The sequence below is a fragment of the Nonomuraea turcica genome (genome assembly GCF_030718205.1).
In the GTDB taxonomy this organism is placed as follows: domain Bacteria; phylum Actinomycetota; class Actinomycetes; order Streptosporangiales; family Streptosporangiaceae; genus Nonomuraea.
On sequence record NZ_JAUZQF010000014.1, the window covers coordinates 85989 to 101091 of the forward strand.

General features: G+C 69.7%; 14 protein-coding genes. 6 read left to right on the plus strand and 8 right to left on the minus strand.

Translation table 11 applies throughout. From position 1 onward, the window contains the following. Positions 1-9: 9 nt before the first annotated feature. Positions 10-1104, minus strand: a complete 1095-nt coding sequence (locus tag Q9G87_RS32905; protein WP_305920429.1) for a glycerophosphodiester phosphodiesterase — start codon at positions 1102-1104, stop codon at positions 10-12. Between the two features lie 143 nt (positions 1105-1247). Here Q9G87_RS32905 and Q9G87_RS32910 point away from each other — a divergent pair, with 143 nt between their 5' ends. Continuing rightward, on the plus strand, positions 1248-1865 hold the full coding sequence (locus Q9G87_RS32910; RefSeq protein ID WP_305920654.1) for an SDR family NAD(P)-dependent oxidoreductase: 618 nt from the start codon (positions 1248-1250) through the stop codon (positions 1863-1865). A 159-nt stretch (positions 1866-2024) separates the two neighbouring features. On the opposite strand, the gene Q9G87_RS32915 is transcribed toward Q9G87_RS32910, so the two are convergent. Continuing rightward, positions 2025-2942, minus strand: coding sequence for a hypothetical protein (locus Q9G87_RS32915; RefSeq protein ID WP_305920430.1), 918 nt, complete (start codon positions 2940-2942; stop codon positions 2025-2027). 513 nt (positions 2943-3455) lie between these two features. On the opposite strand from Q9G87_RS32915, the gene Q9G87_RS32920 reads away from it, so the two are divergent. From Q9G87_RS32920 to Q9G87_RS32935, 4 genes are all read left to right on the plus strand, one after another. Next, on the plus strand, positions 3456-4562 hold the full coding sequence (locus Q9G87_RS32920; RefSeq protein ID WP_305920431.1) for an alpha/beta fold hydrolase: 1107 nt from the start codon (positions 3456-3458) through the stop codon (positions 4560-4562). Positions 4563-4697: 135 nt separating this feature from the next. Then, a complete protein-coding gene (locus Q9G87_RS32925; RefSeq protein WP_305920432.1) occupies positions 4698-5888 on the plus strand; it encodes a hypothetical protein in 1191 nt (396 codons plus the stop codon). Between the two features lie 173 nt (positions 5889-6061). Further along, on the plus strand, positions 6062-6421 hold the full coding sequence (locus tag Q9G87_RS32930; protein ID WP_305920433.1) for a type II toxin-antitoxin system RelE/ParE family toxin: 360 nt from the start codon (positions 6062-6064) through the stop codon (positions 6419-6421). Further along, a complete protein-coding gene (locus Q9G87_RS32935) occupies positions 6418-6738 on the plus strand; it encodes a helix-turn-helix domain-containing protein (protein ID WP_305920434.1) in 321 nt (106 codons plus the stop codon). The genes Q9G87_RS32930 and Q9G87_RS32935 overlap by 4 nt, the downstream gene beginning before the upstream one ends. A gap of 182 nt (positions 6739-6920) precedes the next feature. Here Q9G87_RS32935 and Q9G87_RS32940 read toward each other — a convergent pair whose 3' ends face one another. Genes Q9G87_RS32940 through Q9G87_RS32965 form a run of 6 tightly spaced genes read right to left on the minus strand, consistent with a single transcriptional unit; the run spans position 6921 to position 12866 of the window. Beyond that, positions 6921-7643, minus strand: a complete 723-nt coding sequence (locus Q9G87_RS32940) for a 5-formyltetrahydrofolate cyclo-ligase (protein WP_305920435.1) — start codon at positions 7641-7643, stop codon at positions 6921-6923. Between the two features lie 12 nt (positions 7644-7655). Further along, on the minus strand, positions 7656-8567 hold the full coding sequence (locus Q9G87_RS32945) for a transcriptional regulator (RefSeq protein ID WP_305920436.1): 912 nt from the start codon (positions 8565-8567) through the stop codon (positions 7656-7658). Positions 8568-8622: 55 nt separating this feature from the next. Beyond that, positions 8623-9477 carry a carbohydrate ABC transporter permease gene (locus Q9G87_RS32950; RefSeq protein WP_305920437.1) on the minus strand — a complete coding sequence of 285 codons (855 nt, stop codon included), beginning with the start codon at positions 9475-9477 and terminating at the stop codon, positions 8623-8625. A 2-nt stretch (positions 9478-9479) separates the two neighbouring features. Then, positions 9480-10508 (minus strand): carbohydrate ABC transporter permease, encoded by a 1029-nt coding sequence (locus Q9G87_RS32955; RefSeq protein ID WP_305920438.1) that lies wholly within the window; start codon positions 10506-10508, stop codon positions 9480-9482. Then, entirely contained in the window at positions 10505-11758 is a 1254-nt protein-coding gene (locus Q9G87_RS32960; RefSeq protein ID WP_305920439.1) for a sugar ABC transporter substrate-binding protein, read from the minus strand. Before Q9G87_RS32960 ends, Q9G87_RS32955 begins: the two co-directional genes overlap by 4 nt. Before the next feature lie 40 nt (positions 11759-11798). Beyond that, positions 11799-12866 (minus strand): LacI family DNA-binding transcriptional regulator, encoded by a 1068-nt coding sequence (locus tag Q9G87_RS32965; protein WP_305920440.1) that lies wholly within the window; start codon positions 12864-12866, stop codon positions 11799-11801. Positions 12867-12987: 121 nt separating this feature from the next. On the opposite strand from Q9G87_RS32965, the gene Q9G87_RS32970 reads away from it, so the two are divergent. Then, positions 12988-15096 (plus strand): amylo-alpha-1,6-glucosidase, encoded by a 2109-nt coding sequence (locus tag Q9G87_RS32970; protein ID WP_305920441.1) that lies wholly within the window; start codon positions 12988-12990, stop codon positions 15094-15096. Positions 15097-15103: the final 7 nt, after the last annotated feature.

Consider the following 15103-nt stretch of genomic DNA (forward strand, 5'->3'; position numbering starts at 1 on the left):
CCGCACCGGCTAGAGCGACCGCTTGGTCACGACGGCCCGGCCCATGCCGGGGTCGTCGCAGAACGCGCCGTCGATCCCCAGCTCGAGAAGCCTGGACAGCCAGCCCATCACGTTGCCGGTCGCCCGCGCGTACACGGGACTGGCCGGGTTCCCCATCCGGTAGTCGGCCGGGAGCTGGGAGTTCTCGTTGCGCACGGTCCAGACGTGCACGTCGAGCCTCTTGCGGTGGGCGTCGGCCACGATCGTCGTGGGCGGCAGCGTCTTGCCCGTGGCGTCCAGCGGCACCACACGCCGGGTGTCCACGCCGATGCCGTCGGCGTACTGGGCCACCTCACGCAGCCCTTCCGGCTTGACCATGTCGTCGTAGGTGCGCGGGTCGTTCGCGGCGACCCAGTCGAAGGGCCTGCCGGTGGCCGAGATGAGCTGGATCAGCGGCAACTTGGTCTTGGAACGCAGGTCGCGCAGGTTCGCCGTCTCGAAGGACTGGATGTAGGCCTTGCGTACGCTGTGGCGGTTCAGCACCTCCAGCAGCGGCTCCTCCAGCGACAGCCCCTGGGTGTCGAAGTAGGTCGGGTGCTTGGTCTCCGGATAGACGCCGACGCCGTGCTTGAGCGCGAGCTGCACGACCTCCTCGAACGTCGGGATCTCCGCCAGCCCGTCGAAGGCCGTGTTGTCGGGCCGCAGGTCGGGGATGCGTTCCTTGGCCCGCAGCGTCTTCAGCTCCGCCAGCGTGAAGTCCTCGGTGAACCAGCCGGTGATCTGCGCGTTGTCGATGGTCTTGGTGGTGCGCCGGCCCGCGAACTCGGGCCGCGTGGCCACGTCGGTCGTGCCCGAGATCTCGTTCTCGTGCCGGGCCACCAGCACGTGGTCCTTGGTGGAGACGAGGTCGGGCTCGATGTAGTCGGCGCCCATGGCGATGGCCGCCTCGTAGGCCAGGAGGGTGTGCTCGGGCCGGTGCGCGCTGGCGCCCCTGTGCCCGATCACGATGGGGGCCTGGCCGCGACGCTCCGCCGTGGCGGGTGGTGTCTGGATCAGCACAACGGCGACCGTACCGCCGGCCAGGACCCCGGCCAGCATGCTCGCGATTAACCTGCGCATCGTCATGGGCGGCACCGTAGACGCTCCAGGTGGACCGCGAGTTACACCTGAGCACACAGGGAAAGACTTGACGCTGTGATCGAACTCAATGGCCGGGTGGCTGTGTTGACCGGAGCGTCAGGCGGCATCGGGCAGGCACGGGGCGGCGGCTGGTCGCCGCCGGGGTCAGGACCGCCTTCACGTACGGCACCCGCGCCGCCCCGGCCGAGCTACTGGTGGCCGAGGCGCGGGACGCGGGAGTGAGAGCGGTGGCGCTGCCAGGGGACCTGGCCGACCCGCGGGCGCCAGCCGCGCTGCTCGCGGCCGCCGCCGAGGCGCTGGGTCCGGTGGACGTGCTGATCGCCAACGCCGCGTACTCGGTCCAGCAGGAGTACACCGAGGTGGACGCCGAGACGTGGGACCGCACGATGGCGGTCAACCTGCGGGCGCCGTTCCTGCTCGCGCAGCGGGCGCTGCCGGGGATGACCGAGCGCGGGTTTGGCCGGGTGCTGTTCATGTCGTCGGTGGCGGGCTTCACCGGCGGCATCGTCGGACCGCAATACGCGGCGTCCAAGGCGGGGCTGCACGGCCTGGTGCACTTCCTGGCCGCGCGGGTGGCCGCCCGCGGGGTGACGGTGAACGCCCTGGCGCCCGCGCTGATCGAGGACACGGAGATGTTGCCGGCCACGGCCCGCCCGGGGGCTCTGCCGGTGGGGCGGTTCGGGCGGCCGGAGGAGGTGGCCGACCTGGCCATGGCCGTGCTGCGCAACGGCTACCTCACGAACTAGGTGCTCAGCTTGGACGGCGGCGCCTACCCGCGGTGAGCCGGGCGTTCGCCGGACGAGATCGCCAAGGCTGAAAGGTCGCTTCGGCAGCCGGAAACGGAGGCTGGGCGAGTGAAGGCCCGCACCCGATCGAGTGTGGGCCCGTGTGGCCGGATGGTCTGGTCACGTCTTGCGGCCGGCCTTGCTACGCGTACGGGACGTGCCGGCCCCCGCGGTCTCCTTGGCCGCGCTTCCGATCGGAGATGGCTGCACTACCGATTTGCGCCCCTTCCTCGCGGGAGCGCCGGCCGGTGACGGCTTGACCACGGATTCCTGCCTGCGGCCTGGGACCCTGGCCGCCGGGGCGGGCTTCCGCTGCGCCACCGCCGAGACCTCCTCGAGCTCGTGGGCGGCCTCCCGGCTGAAGGTGCTGACGATCTCCCGGCCGCGGACGGCCAGGTCGTCGTAGACCTTGGTGACCCGGTCCACCGCGGTGTCGAGGTAGCTGCGAGCCTTGGCGGGCAGGTCCCGGGTGATGGTCTCGGCGGTCTTACTCGGCAGGGTGCGGGCGGTTGCGGGGACATCGCGGGAGCGCATCTTTCGCCACTGGTCGGCCGCGTAGCCGCTGGCGCCCGCCACTGCGCAGAACGGCTTGGACTCGGCGATCCTCTTGACTTCTTTGGAGAGGGTCATGGGCCATTTCTCCTTGTATCTGGTGCGGTATGGCCGCTCAAGCGGTGAAGCGCCGCCGTGCCGGGCAGGCCGGCCCCGATGTGCCGCTCTGGCCAGCGCGGCCTTGGCGTGGTTTTCCTTGTGGAAGGACTCGTAGATGTCGATCAGCATCTGGCGTTGCCGCGTGGTGATACTGACATCGGCTTCGATCACCCGCCACGTGTGACTGCCGGCGCCGGGACACTCGCCCATCGCCTGGGCTGATCTGAGCAATGCCATGGCGAGACGGGTGAGGACTCTGGCGCACGGCCTGCGCAACACACGCTCGATCCGGGGCGCGGCAGGGCCGGCCGCCAGGCTGACGATCCGGCGCAACGAGATCAGCGCCTGCTCGCGCATGAACATCCCGATCGAGGTGGTGATGGGCAATGCCGTGGCTCCCATGCTTGGCCGAGATGATCGCTGTTGCGTGGCATGTCATGGAAGTCCCCAGCCGGCGACAGCACTCGTGGAGGAGGGGTCGGCACAGCGCCCCAGTCTGTTCGGCATGCCGCGACCGGACCGGCGCCCCCCGTCTCGACCCGTGCCCCGCGCAGGGGCCCGCAAGTCTGATCCGCGGCCGATTTTGCTGCCTAGAGCAGGTATTTCAACCTTCCAAAGGCAATCGTCCTGGCACGCTCGGGTCGTGCCCCGCGGGGGACAGACGAGGGCGTCAACTGCGGGTGACGTCAGGCGCCCAAAACCATGGAGATGGGCATGATGCCGGACCAGATCGGTCAAGTCTTGGGGTGTAAGTCGGATTCGGGGGCATAAGTGAAATTGGAGAAGGATGCTTCTAGAGCGGACCGCCGCACCACCTCCAGCCGATCGTTCCGATCTTTGTCACAAGCTCAAGTCACCTAACAGGGACAAAGTCACCTAATCGGGATAAACGAGTACCCTGTGGAGAAGGCGCACCGTGACAAGGGGGTCCGGGAAGCCATGTGGAAGGTTCCGCCGACGGTGGCGAACGGGTTCGACGCCGTCACCAAGCTGGGCGGCGTCCTGCAAACCGGGATGCGCACAGCAGCCGAGCTCTGCGTGGAGGCGAGCAGGCAAGCCGGTTCGATGCTGCCGGTGACCAACCGTCATCGTGACCGGGATCCAGCGCCTGCCGAGGCACCATGTTTCGTACGAAGCCGCCCGAACGGGGTGGCTCCGATCACCGTGGCCTACGAGCGGCAGGGGACGGGCGAGCCCGTGGTCTTGCTGCACGGAATCGGGCAAGACAGGCATGCCTGGGACCAGGTGATCCCTCTGCTCGGAGCCGAACGCGAGGCGATCACGCTGGATCTGCCGGGTTTCGGACAGTCTCCCGACCTGTCCGCCGACGTGCCGCGTGACCTGCCGACCATGGTGTCGGGGCTGGGCGCGGTGTTCAAAGCGCTCGGCGTACGGCGGCCGCATGTCGTCGGCCACTCGCTGGGCGGCCTGATCGCGCTACGGCTGGCCCAGGCCGGGCTCGTACGCAGCGTGACCGCCCTGGCGCCGGCCGGATTCTGGAACGAGGGCGAGCGACGCTACGCCTTCGCCGTGCTGGCCACCGCACGCCAGCTCGCCCGGCTGCCCGACACCGTCGTGGAACGGATGGCCGGCACGGTCGTGGGACAGGTGGCCCTGACCCGCATTCTGTACGGAAGCGCCGACGGGTGCCCGCCCGACACCCTGACGGCCTGCCTGCGCGCGTTGCGCCAATCGGTGGCCTTCCAGGCGACCTTGCGCGCTGGACGGGCACCGGATCTGTTCAACGGCACCATTGCCGACATACCGGTGACCATCGCTTGGGGAACGCATGACCGGCTGCTACCCGACCGGCAGGCGGCCCGTGTCATGGCGGTGATCCCTGGGGCGCGGCTGGTCCAGCTGACGGGATGCGGGCATGTTCCGATGAACGACGCACCGGAACGGGTCGCCAAACTGATCCTGCGAAGCACCGCCTCCAGCCGCACCGGCTCTCAACGAGTAGCACGAGTGCCGGTCCCCCGCCAGGGGGCGTCCCACCGGGGGTGATCGCCTCCCACGCTCGCACCGCGTCGGCGGCGGCGCTGGCCGGCTCCAGGTGGTCGCGCACGCCCCGCCAAGGTCACCAACGCGCTCGGCAACTCCACGGTCGGCGCCTATGACCTGGCTGGCCGTTTGACGAGCGTGACAAGCCTGGACAACACGGGCGCCACCGTGCGTACCGTCGGCCTAGGCTATGACGCCGTGGGCAACCCGACCCGCTACACCTCCGGCGAGGGCCACGTCACCCGCCGCAGTTACGACGCCACCAACCTGCTCACCGAGCTGGTCGAGCCTATCTCCGCTAGCAAATCGATCACGACCAGCTTCGGCTACGACGCGGTCGGCGCCCGCACCCGGCTCGCCGACGGCCGCGGCAACGCCACTTGGACCAGCTACAACAGCCTCGGCCTGATCGAAACTCTCACCGAGTCGGCCACCACTGCGCACCCGAACCTGGCCGACCGCACCTGGACCCGCCTATATGACGCGGCCGGTAACGAGACTGCGCTCGGGCTTGCTCTTCATGGGCGTTGGCGTTGGTGGTGTCGGCGGGGCGAGTCACGGATCGCCCTCAACGGCTCGGCGCTTTGGGTGTCGTCACCGGCCGGGCAAGGAGGTCAGGACTGTGATGATGCACATGGCGAGGCCCCCATAGGGACACATCACCGCCTGGTCCGGCGGCACCGCCCAGGCCAGGGCGACAGGTCATCACCAAGGCACGGGGCCAGTCTCAAGCTGGGTCAGACCCTGGCTGGAGGGGCGGTGTCTCTCCAGTCTCACAGTGCTCAAGCGCAGTTTGGTCCTCTGGGCGACGGACACGACCCGGTGAAGCTGGCGGCGTTCATCGCCGCCCAGAGGACCGAGCATGGCATCCCGTATGCGGTCTCGTGCCGGGCGCTGGGCCGCTCGGTGGCCTCGTTGTACAAGTGGCTGGGCCGTGCCCGGGAAGGCCCCAGTGCTCGGGAACGGCGGCGGTTACGGCTGGTCGAGGCGGTGATCTCGATGTTCTGGCGGCGCAAGGGAGCCGACGGCTCGTCCCGGATCGCCGAGCATTTGCGCCGGGAGGGCTGGCGGGTTCTCCGACAACACGGTGGCGAGATCATGCGCGTGGGTGGGCTGGCCGCCCGCCCGAGCTGCAAGCGCAAGAGCACCACCCGCCGGGATGGTGGCCGGTGGCACGCCTCCGACCAGCTCCAGCGGGACTTCGGGGTGAGCGCGCCGGACCAGCGATGGGTCGGGGACGGCACCGAGATTCCTACCGGCGAGGGGAAACTGCAGCTGGCGGCGGTATCGGACTTGGTTTCCCGGCATTGTGGTCTATGCCGTCAGTGAGCATCACGACGCCGCGCCGGCGGCGCGAGCGCCACCCTTGACCGAAGCCGAGCGCGAGTCGCCGATCCTGGCAGCATTATCCGGAGCGGGGAAGGCGCGGGCAGCGTGGCGCGGAAGAGCATGTTCATCCGCCTCCCGTTGAGTACAATAAGATTATTGTGTCTGGAGGGCGGATGGCATATCGACTGGTGTTGACCACCCAGGTACGCGACTGGCTCCACGAGTTGCGTACTGGAGATGCGGTGACGCGGAGGCTGGTGGCCGAGGCCATCGACCGGCTCTTGGATGAGGGACCGGCCCTGGGGCGCCCTTTGGTGGATCGGATCAGCGGCTCCGGCCTGCACAATCTCAAAGAGTTGCGGCCCGGGTCCAGCGGAACCAGCGAAGTACGGATCCTGTTCATCTTCGATCCCCTCCGCAACGCGGTCCTCCTGATCGCGGGCGACAAGTCCGGGCAATGGAACCAGTGGTACCGACAAGCCATCCCGCTGGCCGAGCAGTGGTATGAGGCGTATCTGAAGGAGTTGCCATGAGCACCGAGTTCCACTCCTATACGCGTGAGGAGTTCATCACCGAGTTCGTCCACCCCGACGACCGCCAGGCGTTGGAGGAGGCACGGGAGCGCCGGGTGGCCCAGGTGCGCGGGGGGTTCCTGGCAGACATGCGTAAGAAGGTCGGGCTGACCCAAGCCGAGGTGGCTCAGGCGATGGGGGTGTCCCAGCAGCGCGTCTCGGCGATCGAGAGCGGGTCCATCGCCGAATTGGCCACCCTCGGCCTGTACATCCACGCTCTGGGCGGAGAACTGAAGGTCATCGCCGACTTCGGGGACACCTGGCAACGCGTCGCCTGACCGGATCTGCGAAGGTCCCGGACTGGTCAGGATTGAAGAGGCGAGCCCCGCGATTCACGATGTTTCGCAGTGTTCTGTGGATCTGTCAAACGAGGTTTGGCGCCCCGGGTGATGATCTCGCCCGGGGCGCTAAACCTCGTTTGACGGCTACGCACTTTGCATGGCGAGTGGTGCCCGCTGATCTAGCTCAGGTTCTCCTTGGCGCGCAATCCGAGGATCGGGATTGCGGCGATCTTGTCCGCGGGCATGCTGGACCAGATCACCCCGCTTGGGCGTGGAGAACGTGGGCAGGTGATGATGTCCTTTTCCGTGACGATCAGGTCGACCCGAAAGTCGTGCGCCGTTTCCGGCAGCGGTTCATCGACCACCTGGAGCGAATGCACCGTGGTGACGATCAGCGTGTCGTTGGTGACAAGGCCGTCCTCGATCAGGAGAGCCACCTCGATGTCGGAGTAACCCGCTCCCTTGCCTAGCCGTACTCCCTCCCGGTTGACCGCGACGGTGCCGCAGACGATCAGGTCGATCGGGCGCATGTGCTCTGGGCCCACCCGAGGGCTCGCATGTGCGGCTGTGCTACTGGAGGCGGCTTGGCCAGGCGGCAGCGTGGAGTGCGCGGGATCGATGAGGTAGAACGGCTCGATGGTGGCGATCTTCGGGACCGCCATGTAGAGGATCTTGCCTTCGGTCAGAGCACGAGCGCGCATCAGCAACTGCGCCGTGTCCGGGTTGGCCTTCACCGTACGCGCTCGTCGCCAGGCATCCGTGGTCGCGAGCAGGTCGGCCGCGCTGTCTGAGCCGACGAACTGAGGGATATGGCCGTGTGCATCCGGTGCGGAGATCTCGGCTTCGATCAGCGCCGACCAGATGCGTTCCCGGGCCGCGCACTTGTCATCGTCGAGGCTCATACCGTCAGTCCATCACGTCGCCATCAGCGCGAACAGCCGATCGCTGATCTCCTGAACCCCTGGCTCGTGGCACCAGGGTGCAAGCTCCCTGCCTGCGGTGAAGGCGATGTTCAGTCCGCCTGCTCCGCGCGTCTCCTGGATGAGGTCGATGGCCTGGTGCAGGGTGCCGCACGCCTCTTCCAGCTTGCCTTGCCGGACGTAGGCGAGTGTGAGGTTGCCCAGCACGATGGACTGGGATTTCTTCCAGCGGACCAGGCTGCGTGCCGACTTGGTCAGGATCTGTTCGGCCTTGTGGTTCACGCCGAGGGACAGGTAGCAGGAGCCCGCCAGGCGGTCGAATTGGGTGGGCGAGAACATGTGCAGCGCTTCATCGTCGTGGTGGATGCGGGCGAAACTGTCCTCCGCCTTTCCCAGGACCCTTTCGCAGTGGCGCCTTTCTCCCAGCATCGCGTACGCCTCGCTGACGTGCAGAAAGCCCAGACCGGTGAGTACGTCGCTGACCTTCCGACTGACAAGCGCCGTCTCGTTGCAGAGGCGCAGCCCTTCTCTGACGTCTTTGGTGCCGTACAAGGCGACGAAGCCTTTCCGGAGGTGGGCGTGAGCTTCGAGGATGGGATCTCTGACTTCCCTGGCGGCGGCGATCGCCTGGTCGAAGTACTGCACCGACACGGCGTCGTCGCGCCTCTGCGACGCGTCCCACACGAGTTGGCCCATCAGGGTGGCCGACTCGGCAAGCGAGATGCACAGTTCGCGGCGGTCGCGGCGGGTTGCGCTTTCGGGCTGGCGTTGACGAGCGGCGGGGAAGCCTACGGCTGGGGTCAGTACGAGTCCGGCCAGACCGGCACCGGCAAACCCGTGCCGATGCCGGTGTTCCCGGTCGCCGGGCGTACCGGCATCACGTTCATCGCCGCCGGAGGCGACCACGGTCTGGCCGCCCGGCTGGTGAGCTGACCGACGCGGGCAGACCGCCGGCAAGGGCTCAGGCCTTGTCGGCGCCCTCGTTGGCGCCGCGCACGAAGTACCGCTGGAACACCACGAAGACGACCGCCACCGGGATCGTGGCCAGCAAGGCCGCGCCCAGCTTGAGCGGATACTGCGTGCCCTTGCCCAGCGACCCGCTCACCAGGTCGGCCAGCCCGCGCGGCAACGTGAACAACTCCGGGCTCTGCACCGCGACCAGCGTGTGCGGGAACTCGTTCCAGGAGCCCTGGAAGGAGATGATGGTGAGCGTGATCAGCGCGGGCCGGGCCATCGGCAGCACCACGGACCAGAACGTGCGCAACACCCCGGCGCCGTCGACCCGGGCCGCCTCCTCCACGGTCGTCGGGATCGACTCGAAGAACTGTTTCATGATGAAGACCCCGGTGGCGTCCGCGATCACGGGCAGGATGAGCGCGGTGTAGCTGTCGTACAGGCCGAGCTGGTTCAGCACCAGGAACTTCGGGATGAACAGCACTACCCCCGGCACCGCGATGATCGCCACGATGGCCGAGAACAGCGCCCGCCGGCCCCCGAACCGCAGCCGGGCCAGCGCGTACCCGGCCATGGAGTCCAGCAGCACCCGCCCGGCCGTGATGACCAGCGTCACCAGCACAGAGTTGCCCAGCCACAGCGGCAGGCCGGTGCCGGCGAACACGCGCTCGTAGCCGGCGAGCGACACCGGATCGGGGAAGGGTGACAGGGGGTGGGCCGCCGCGTCCGGCTCGGTCTTGAACGAGGTCGCGATCTGGATGACGAACGGGTACAGGAACACGAGCGCGAAGAAGACCAGCACGAAGTAGCCGGCGAAGGTCGAGGCCAGCGCGCGGGGGCCGGTGCGCGGGTCGCGGGCCATGCTCACCCCCTCCCTCTCATGACCCACCGCTGGACCAGCGTGAGCACCACGATGATGAAGAACAGCACGAACGAGATCGCCGTGCCGGTGCCGTACTCGAAGGAGCCGAAGGCGCTCTCGTAGGACAGGTACGCCGGTGTGAGCGTGGTCTTGGCGGGATTGCCCTGGCTCATCACGTAGACCTGGTCGAACACCTGCCACGTCGCGATCAGCCCCAGCGTCAGCACCAGGAACAGCGCGGGCCGCAACATCGGCAGCGTCACGTGCCGGAACACCCCCCACCGGCCCGCGCCGTCCAGCATGGCGGCCTCCTCCAGCGACACGGGGATGTCCTGCAGCGCGGCCAGGAACATGAGCATGTACGTCCCCGACGTGGTCCACACGACCAGCACGATGATCGTCACCATGGCCACGCTCGGGCCGGACAACCACTCCCACCACGAGAGCCCGAACGGCCCGCCGCCGGTCAGCGCCTGCGGCGGCGCGGCCGGATCGGCCAGCCCGACCGCCCCCAGCAGCAGGTGCAGCACCCCGCGCGAATCGGCGAACCACTGCGGCCCGTCCACGCCGAACAACGCCAGCAGGCCGTTGACCGCCCCCGAATTGGCGAACACGAACAGGAACACCACGCTGATCGCGACCGAGCTGGTGACCGACGGGAAGAAGAACGCCGCGCGGAAGAACGTCCTGCCCCGCAGCAGCCGGGCGTTGACGATCAATGCCAGGCCGAGCGCCAGCACGGTCTGGGCGGGCACCACGATGGCCACGTAATAGGCGTTGTTGCGCACGCTCGTCATGAAGTCCTGCCGGGTCAGCCCCTCCTCGGCGAACAGCCGGGTGTAGTTGTCGAGGCCGACGAAGGGGACGCCGGAGCGGAACGGGCTGCCCTGCCCGTTCCAGTCGGTCAGGCTCACCCACATGGCCATGAGGATCGGCGCCAGCATGAACAGGCCCAGGATCACCACGACCGGGGCGACGAACAGCCAGCCGGCGAGGGTCTCCCGCGCGGCGCCGGGCCGGCGAGCGATCATGACGTGCCGAGGGCGGCCTGGGTGTTCTTCTGCACGCGTTGCAGCAGTGTCTTGGGCGCGGTGGAGGTCAGCCGCTGCAGGCCGGTGTCGAAGTCGGCCAGGACACTTTCCATCTTCGGGGCGTTGACCGGCCCTTGCGCGTAGTCGGCGCCGTTGACGAACGGTGCGTCAGCGGGGAACTCGGCGGTGTAGGCGCTCTTGGCCGACTGCCGCGACGGCATGACGCCGAACGCCCGGGCGAAGGCCATCTGCTGGTCGGCCTTGGTCATCGCCTCGACGAACGAGATGGCCTGCTGCTTGTGCCGGCTCTTGGCGGAAATGCCCCAGCAGGTGGTGAACGACAGCGTGCCCTTGCCCTCGGGGCCTGCGGGCAGCTCGTACGCGGTGTACTTGACGTCGGGGAAGTCCGCCTTGAGCGCTCCCTTGATCCAGTTGCCCTCGATGGTCATCGCGGCCTTGCCCTTGCCGAACGCCTCGCCGCCCCAGCCCGCGTCGAGCTGGCTGGGGGAGCGGGCCAGCTCGCCGGACAGCAGGGAGCGTACGTACTCGAGCGCCGCGAGATTCTGCGGGCTGTCGGCGGTGGCCTGCTTGCCGTCGGCGCTGGTGAGCCAGCCGCCGGCCTGGACCATGAACGCGCCGATGCGATCGCGCGTGTCGCCCAGCGCCAGCGGGGTGATGCCCTTGGCCTTGAGCTTCTCGCTCACCGAGGTCAGCTGCTCCCACGTCGTCGGCACGTCGGCGTCGCTCAGCCCGGCCTTGGACCACAGGTCCTGGTTGACGATCAGGGCCAGGGTGGAGAAGTCCTTCGGCGCGCAGTAGAACGTGCCGTTGTAGGTGAACGCGGTCCGCAGCGTGGGGTAGAAGTCGTCCGGGTTGCTGATCTTGTTGCCGTACGGCTCGAGCGCGCCGACGCTGGCGTAGTCGGCGAGGCGGACGGCGTCCACGTAGAACACGTCGGGTGGGTTGTCGCCGGCGAAGGCCTGGCCGAGCTGCTGCTGTAAGTCCTGCGCGGGCGTCACGGTGGCCGAGGCGCCGGCGGAGGCGGCCCAAGCCTGGGCCGCCTGCTTGACGGCGGCGGTCTCGGCGTCGCCGGAGGAGCCGATGAGGATCTGCAGGGAGACGGGGCCGGTGGTCTGCTGGGCGGGCCCGCCGGGCGGGTCGTCGAAGCCGCGGCCACCGCAGGACGTCAGGAGCAGGGAGGCGCAGGCGAGGCTGCCGAGCGCCGTGGCCCGGCGGGTTCTTGGCATCATCGGGGGGTCCTGTTCTCGCGTTGGGCTTGGGGCTAGGGGGTCATGCCGACCGCCTGACGGTGAGGGACGGCTCGAGCAGCACGTGCTCGGCCGGTGCGGCCGCGTGGCCGAGGGTGCGGGTGAGCAGCTCGACGCAGGCGGCCGCGGCCTCGGCGAGCGGCTGGCGGACGCTGGTCAGGCCGGCCGCCCTGGCCGCCGGCGTGTCGTCGAAGCCGATCACGGCGACCCGCCGGCCCGGGGTGTTGAGGGCGCCGAGGGCGAGCGAGTCGCTCGCGCACACCAAGGCGGTCACGCCGGGGTCGGCGGCGAGCAGGTCCCGGGCCGCACGTTCGCCGCTCTCCACGCCGTCCTCGACCGCGCGGCTGAGGCCCTCGAGGGCCATTGCGTCCGCGCTTGCCGTGCTGCGGCCGTCCGGGGCCGTTGCATCCGCGCTCGCCCGGCCGCGGCCATCCGGGGCCGGGCCGTGCTGGGCCATCGTGCGGGCCCATCCCGCCCGCCGGTCGTCGCCCACGCCGGAGCCCGGGGGCCAGCCGATGAAGCCGATCCGCCGGTGCCCGGCGGCCAGCAGGCGGCGGGTGGCCGCCTCGGTCCCCGCCGCGCCGTCCACGTCCACCCACGGATGGCGCGCGCCCGGCAGATCGCTCCACGGCCGGCCGAACGCCACGAACGGCAACCCCCGCTCCAATAACCAGGAGGTGCGGAGGTCGTCATGGTGCGTGGCCGTCAGTACGAAGGCGTCCGGCTCGTACGAGCCGAGCAGGTCCTCGAAGGCCGCGATCTCCGAACGGTCGTCCGCGGCGGTGTAGAGCAGGACCCGGTAACCGGCGCGGGCCGCCGACTCGGTCAGGCCGTGCAGGAACGTGTCCAGCACCGAACCGCTGATGCCGTCGCCGCCCGGGTCGATGCGGATGGCGATCAGGCGGGAGCGGCCCGTACGCATCTGGCGGGCGGCCTGGTTGGCGCGGTAGCCGAGCCGTTCGATCACGTCCAGCACGTGGCGGCGGGTCTCCTCACGGACGACCTCGGGGCTGTTGAGCGTGTTCGACACCGTCTGCCGGGACACGCCTGCCGCCCGGGCCACATCCATGATCGTCACCTTTTCCGCCATGAATCGCCTTTCGGGGGGTTGAACGTTCAAAGTTCGGTGAGGCATGATTTGATCGTTCAAATTAGCGGATTGTTACGAAATTTCCACCGCCGACACGCTTCTGTCAAGAGGGGGAGTCTTCGTGCTTCAGCCGCTGCTGCACGACCTGGTCAGTACGGTCATGGCACCCGCGAGCGCGCTCAGCGGCCCCGACGGTCAGATCCGCCAGGCCGGCGTGCAGGGGCTCTTCCGCGCCGACCGCCGGGTGTTGTCGCTGGCCAGGCTCCTGCTCGACGGACGGGAACCGGAGGGCGTCGGGCACGCGCCTGCCGGGGCGGGGCGGACGCGGTTCGTGTCGCTGGCGCGCTGGCTCGGCGACCGCACGGCCGATCCCACGGTGCGGCTGGACCGGGTGCGTGAGCTCGGCCCGTACGGGATGGACGAGCACATCGAGATCGTCTCCACCGCCTCCGTGCCGGTGACCGCCACGGTCATCGTCGAGCTGGCCTGTGACTTCGCCGCCATCGAAGACGTCAAATCAGGCCGCACCGCCACCCATCCCGCGGCCCCGCCCGCCGCCCAGCCCCCCATCGCCGCCCCACAGGCGGCCGGCGTCCCGGCCGGCGAGGGGCGGCTGTCCTGGCGGTCGGAGACGACCCAGGTCACCGTCAGCGGGCACGGATCACGGGCACGGGCGGGGGAGCACGCGTCCCTGACGTGGGAGGTCACACTGCCCCCGCGGGGCCGGGTCACGCTGCGCTGGAGCCTGGTCGTGCACGATCCGGCCGCCGTTGTGGTGCCGGCCACCGGACCGCTCGAGTGGAGCGTGCCGCGCGTGACCGCCGCCGACCGCCGCATCGTCCGGCTCCTCGACCAGGCACTGGCCGACCTCCGCTCGTTACGCCTGGCCGAACCGGGAGCGCCCGGCGACACCTTCCTCGGCGCCGGGGTGCCGTGGTTCCTGACGTTGTTCGGCAGGGACAGCATCTGGGCCGCCCGGATGCTGCTGCCGCTGGGCACCCGGCTGGCCGCCGGCACCCTGCGCGTGCTGGCCCGCCGCCAGGGCCAGCGGTTGGACCCGCACACCGGCGAGGCGCCTGGGAAGATCATGCACGAGTTACGGCGGAACGCGTTCACGCTGGGGGAGCAGGACCGGCGCCTGCCCGCCGCCTACTACGGCACCATCGACGCCACCCCGCTGTGGATCAGCCTCCTGCACGACGCGTGGCGCTGGGGCATGCCGGACGCGGAGGTGGAGGCGCTGCTGCCTGGCCTGCGGGCGGCTTTGGGCTGGCTGGCCGAGCACGCCGATTCCGACGGCGACGGGTTCATCGAGTACGTCGACGCCAGCGGCCGAGGCCTGGCCAATCAGGGGTGGAAGGACTCCGGGGACGCGGTGCGCTTCCACGACGGCGGCCGGGCCGAGCCGCCGATCGCGCTGGCCGAGGTGCAGGGCTACGCCCACCGGGCCGCCCTGGACGGGGCCGCCCTCCTGGACGCCTTCGGCATCCCCGGCGCCGCCCGGTGGCGTGAGTACGCCGAAGCCCTGGCCGAGCGGTTCCGCGCCGCCTTCTGGGTGGAGGGCGTCCACGGCCGCTTCCCCGCGCTGGCGCTCGACCGGAACAAGCGGCCGGTGGACGCCCTCACCAGCAACATCGGCCACCTCCTCGGAACCGGGTTGTTGTCGAGGAAGGAATCGGCCGAGGTCGCCGCGCTGCTGGCGGCGCCCGGCATGGCGGAGGGCTTCGGGCTGCGGACGATGTCGTCGGGGGAGGGCGGGTTCAGCCCGCTGTCCTACCATTGCGGATCCGTCTGGCCGCACGACACGGCCATCGTGCTCGCCGGGCTGGCCGGCGAGGGCTTCGAGGCGGAGGCGGCCACGCTCGCCGAAGGGCTGCTCGCCGCGGCGGAGTCCTTCGGTTACCGGCTGCCGGAGCTGTATGCGGGCGACGCCCGCGAGCGGGTGGTGCGACCCGTCGCCTATCCCGCCGCCTGCCGCCCCCAGGCCTGGTCCGCCGCCGCCGCGCTCACCATCGCGCACGCGGCGCTCGGCCTGCACCCCGACGTGCCCGAGGGACGGGCGCTGCTGCGCCCGCTGTCCGGCGCCGTCCTGGGCGCGCTGACCGTGGGCGGGCTACGGGTCGCCGGGCACGACGTCGAGGTGAGCATCGGCCACGACGGTACGGCCTCGGTCACGGGGTTGCCCGACGGTATGCGCCTCGTCCACGCGGAGGCGGCCGCACCCCGCTGACCCGGTG

Excerpts from the sequence above, each read along its gene's own strand:
- Q9G87_RS32905 (WP_305920429.1), bottom strand. The coding sequence starts at position 1,104 with ATGACGATGCGCAGGTTAATCGCGAGCATGCTGGCCGGGGTCCTGGCC.
- Q9G87_RS32930 (WP_305920433.1), top strand. The coding sequence starts at position 6,062 with ATGGCATATCGACTGGTGTTGACCACCCAGGTACGCGACTGGCTCCAC.
- Q9G87_RS32935 (WP_305920434.1), top strand. The coding sequence starts at position 6,418 with ATGAGCACCGAGTTCCACTCCTATACGCGTGAGGAGTTCATCACCGAG.
- Q9G87_RS32940 (WP_305920435.1), bottom strand. The coding sequence starts at position 7,643 with ATGAGCCTCGACGATGACAAGTGCGCGGCCCGGGAACGCATCTGGTCG.
- Q9G87_RS32950 (WP_305920437.1), bottom strand. The coding sequence starts at position 9,477 with ATGGCCCGCGACCCGCGCACCGGCCCCCGCGCGCTGGCCTCGACCTTC.
- Q9G87_RS32955 (WP_305920438.1), bottom strand. The coding sequence starts at position 10,508 with ATGATCGCTCGCCGGCCCGGCGCCGCGCGGGAGACCCTCGCCGGCTGG.
- Q9G87_RS32960 (WP_305920439.1), bottom strand. The coding sequence starts at position 11,758 with ATGATGCCAAGAACCCGCCGGGCCACGGCGCTCGGCAGCCTCGCCTGC.
- Q9G87_RS32965 (WP_305920440.1), bottom strand. The coding sequence starts at position 12,866 with ATGGCGGAAAAGGTGACGATCATGGATGTGGCCCGGGCGGCAGGCGTG.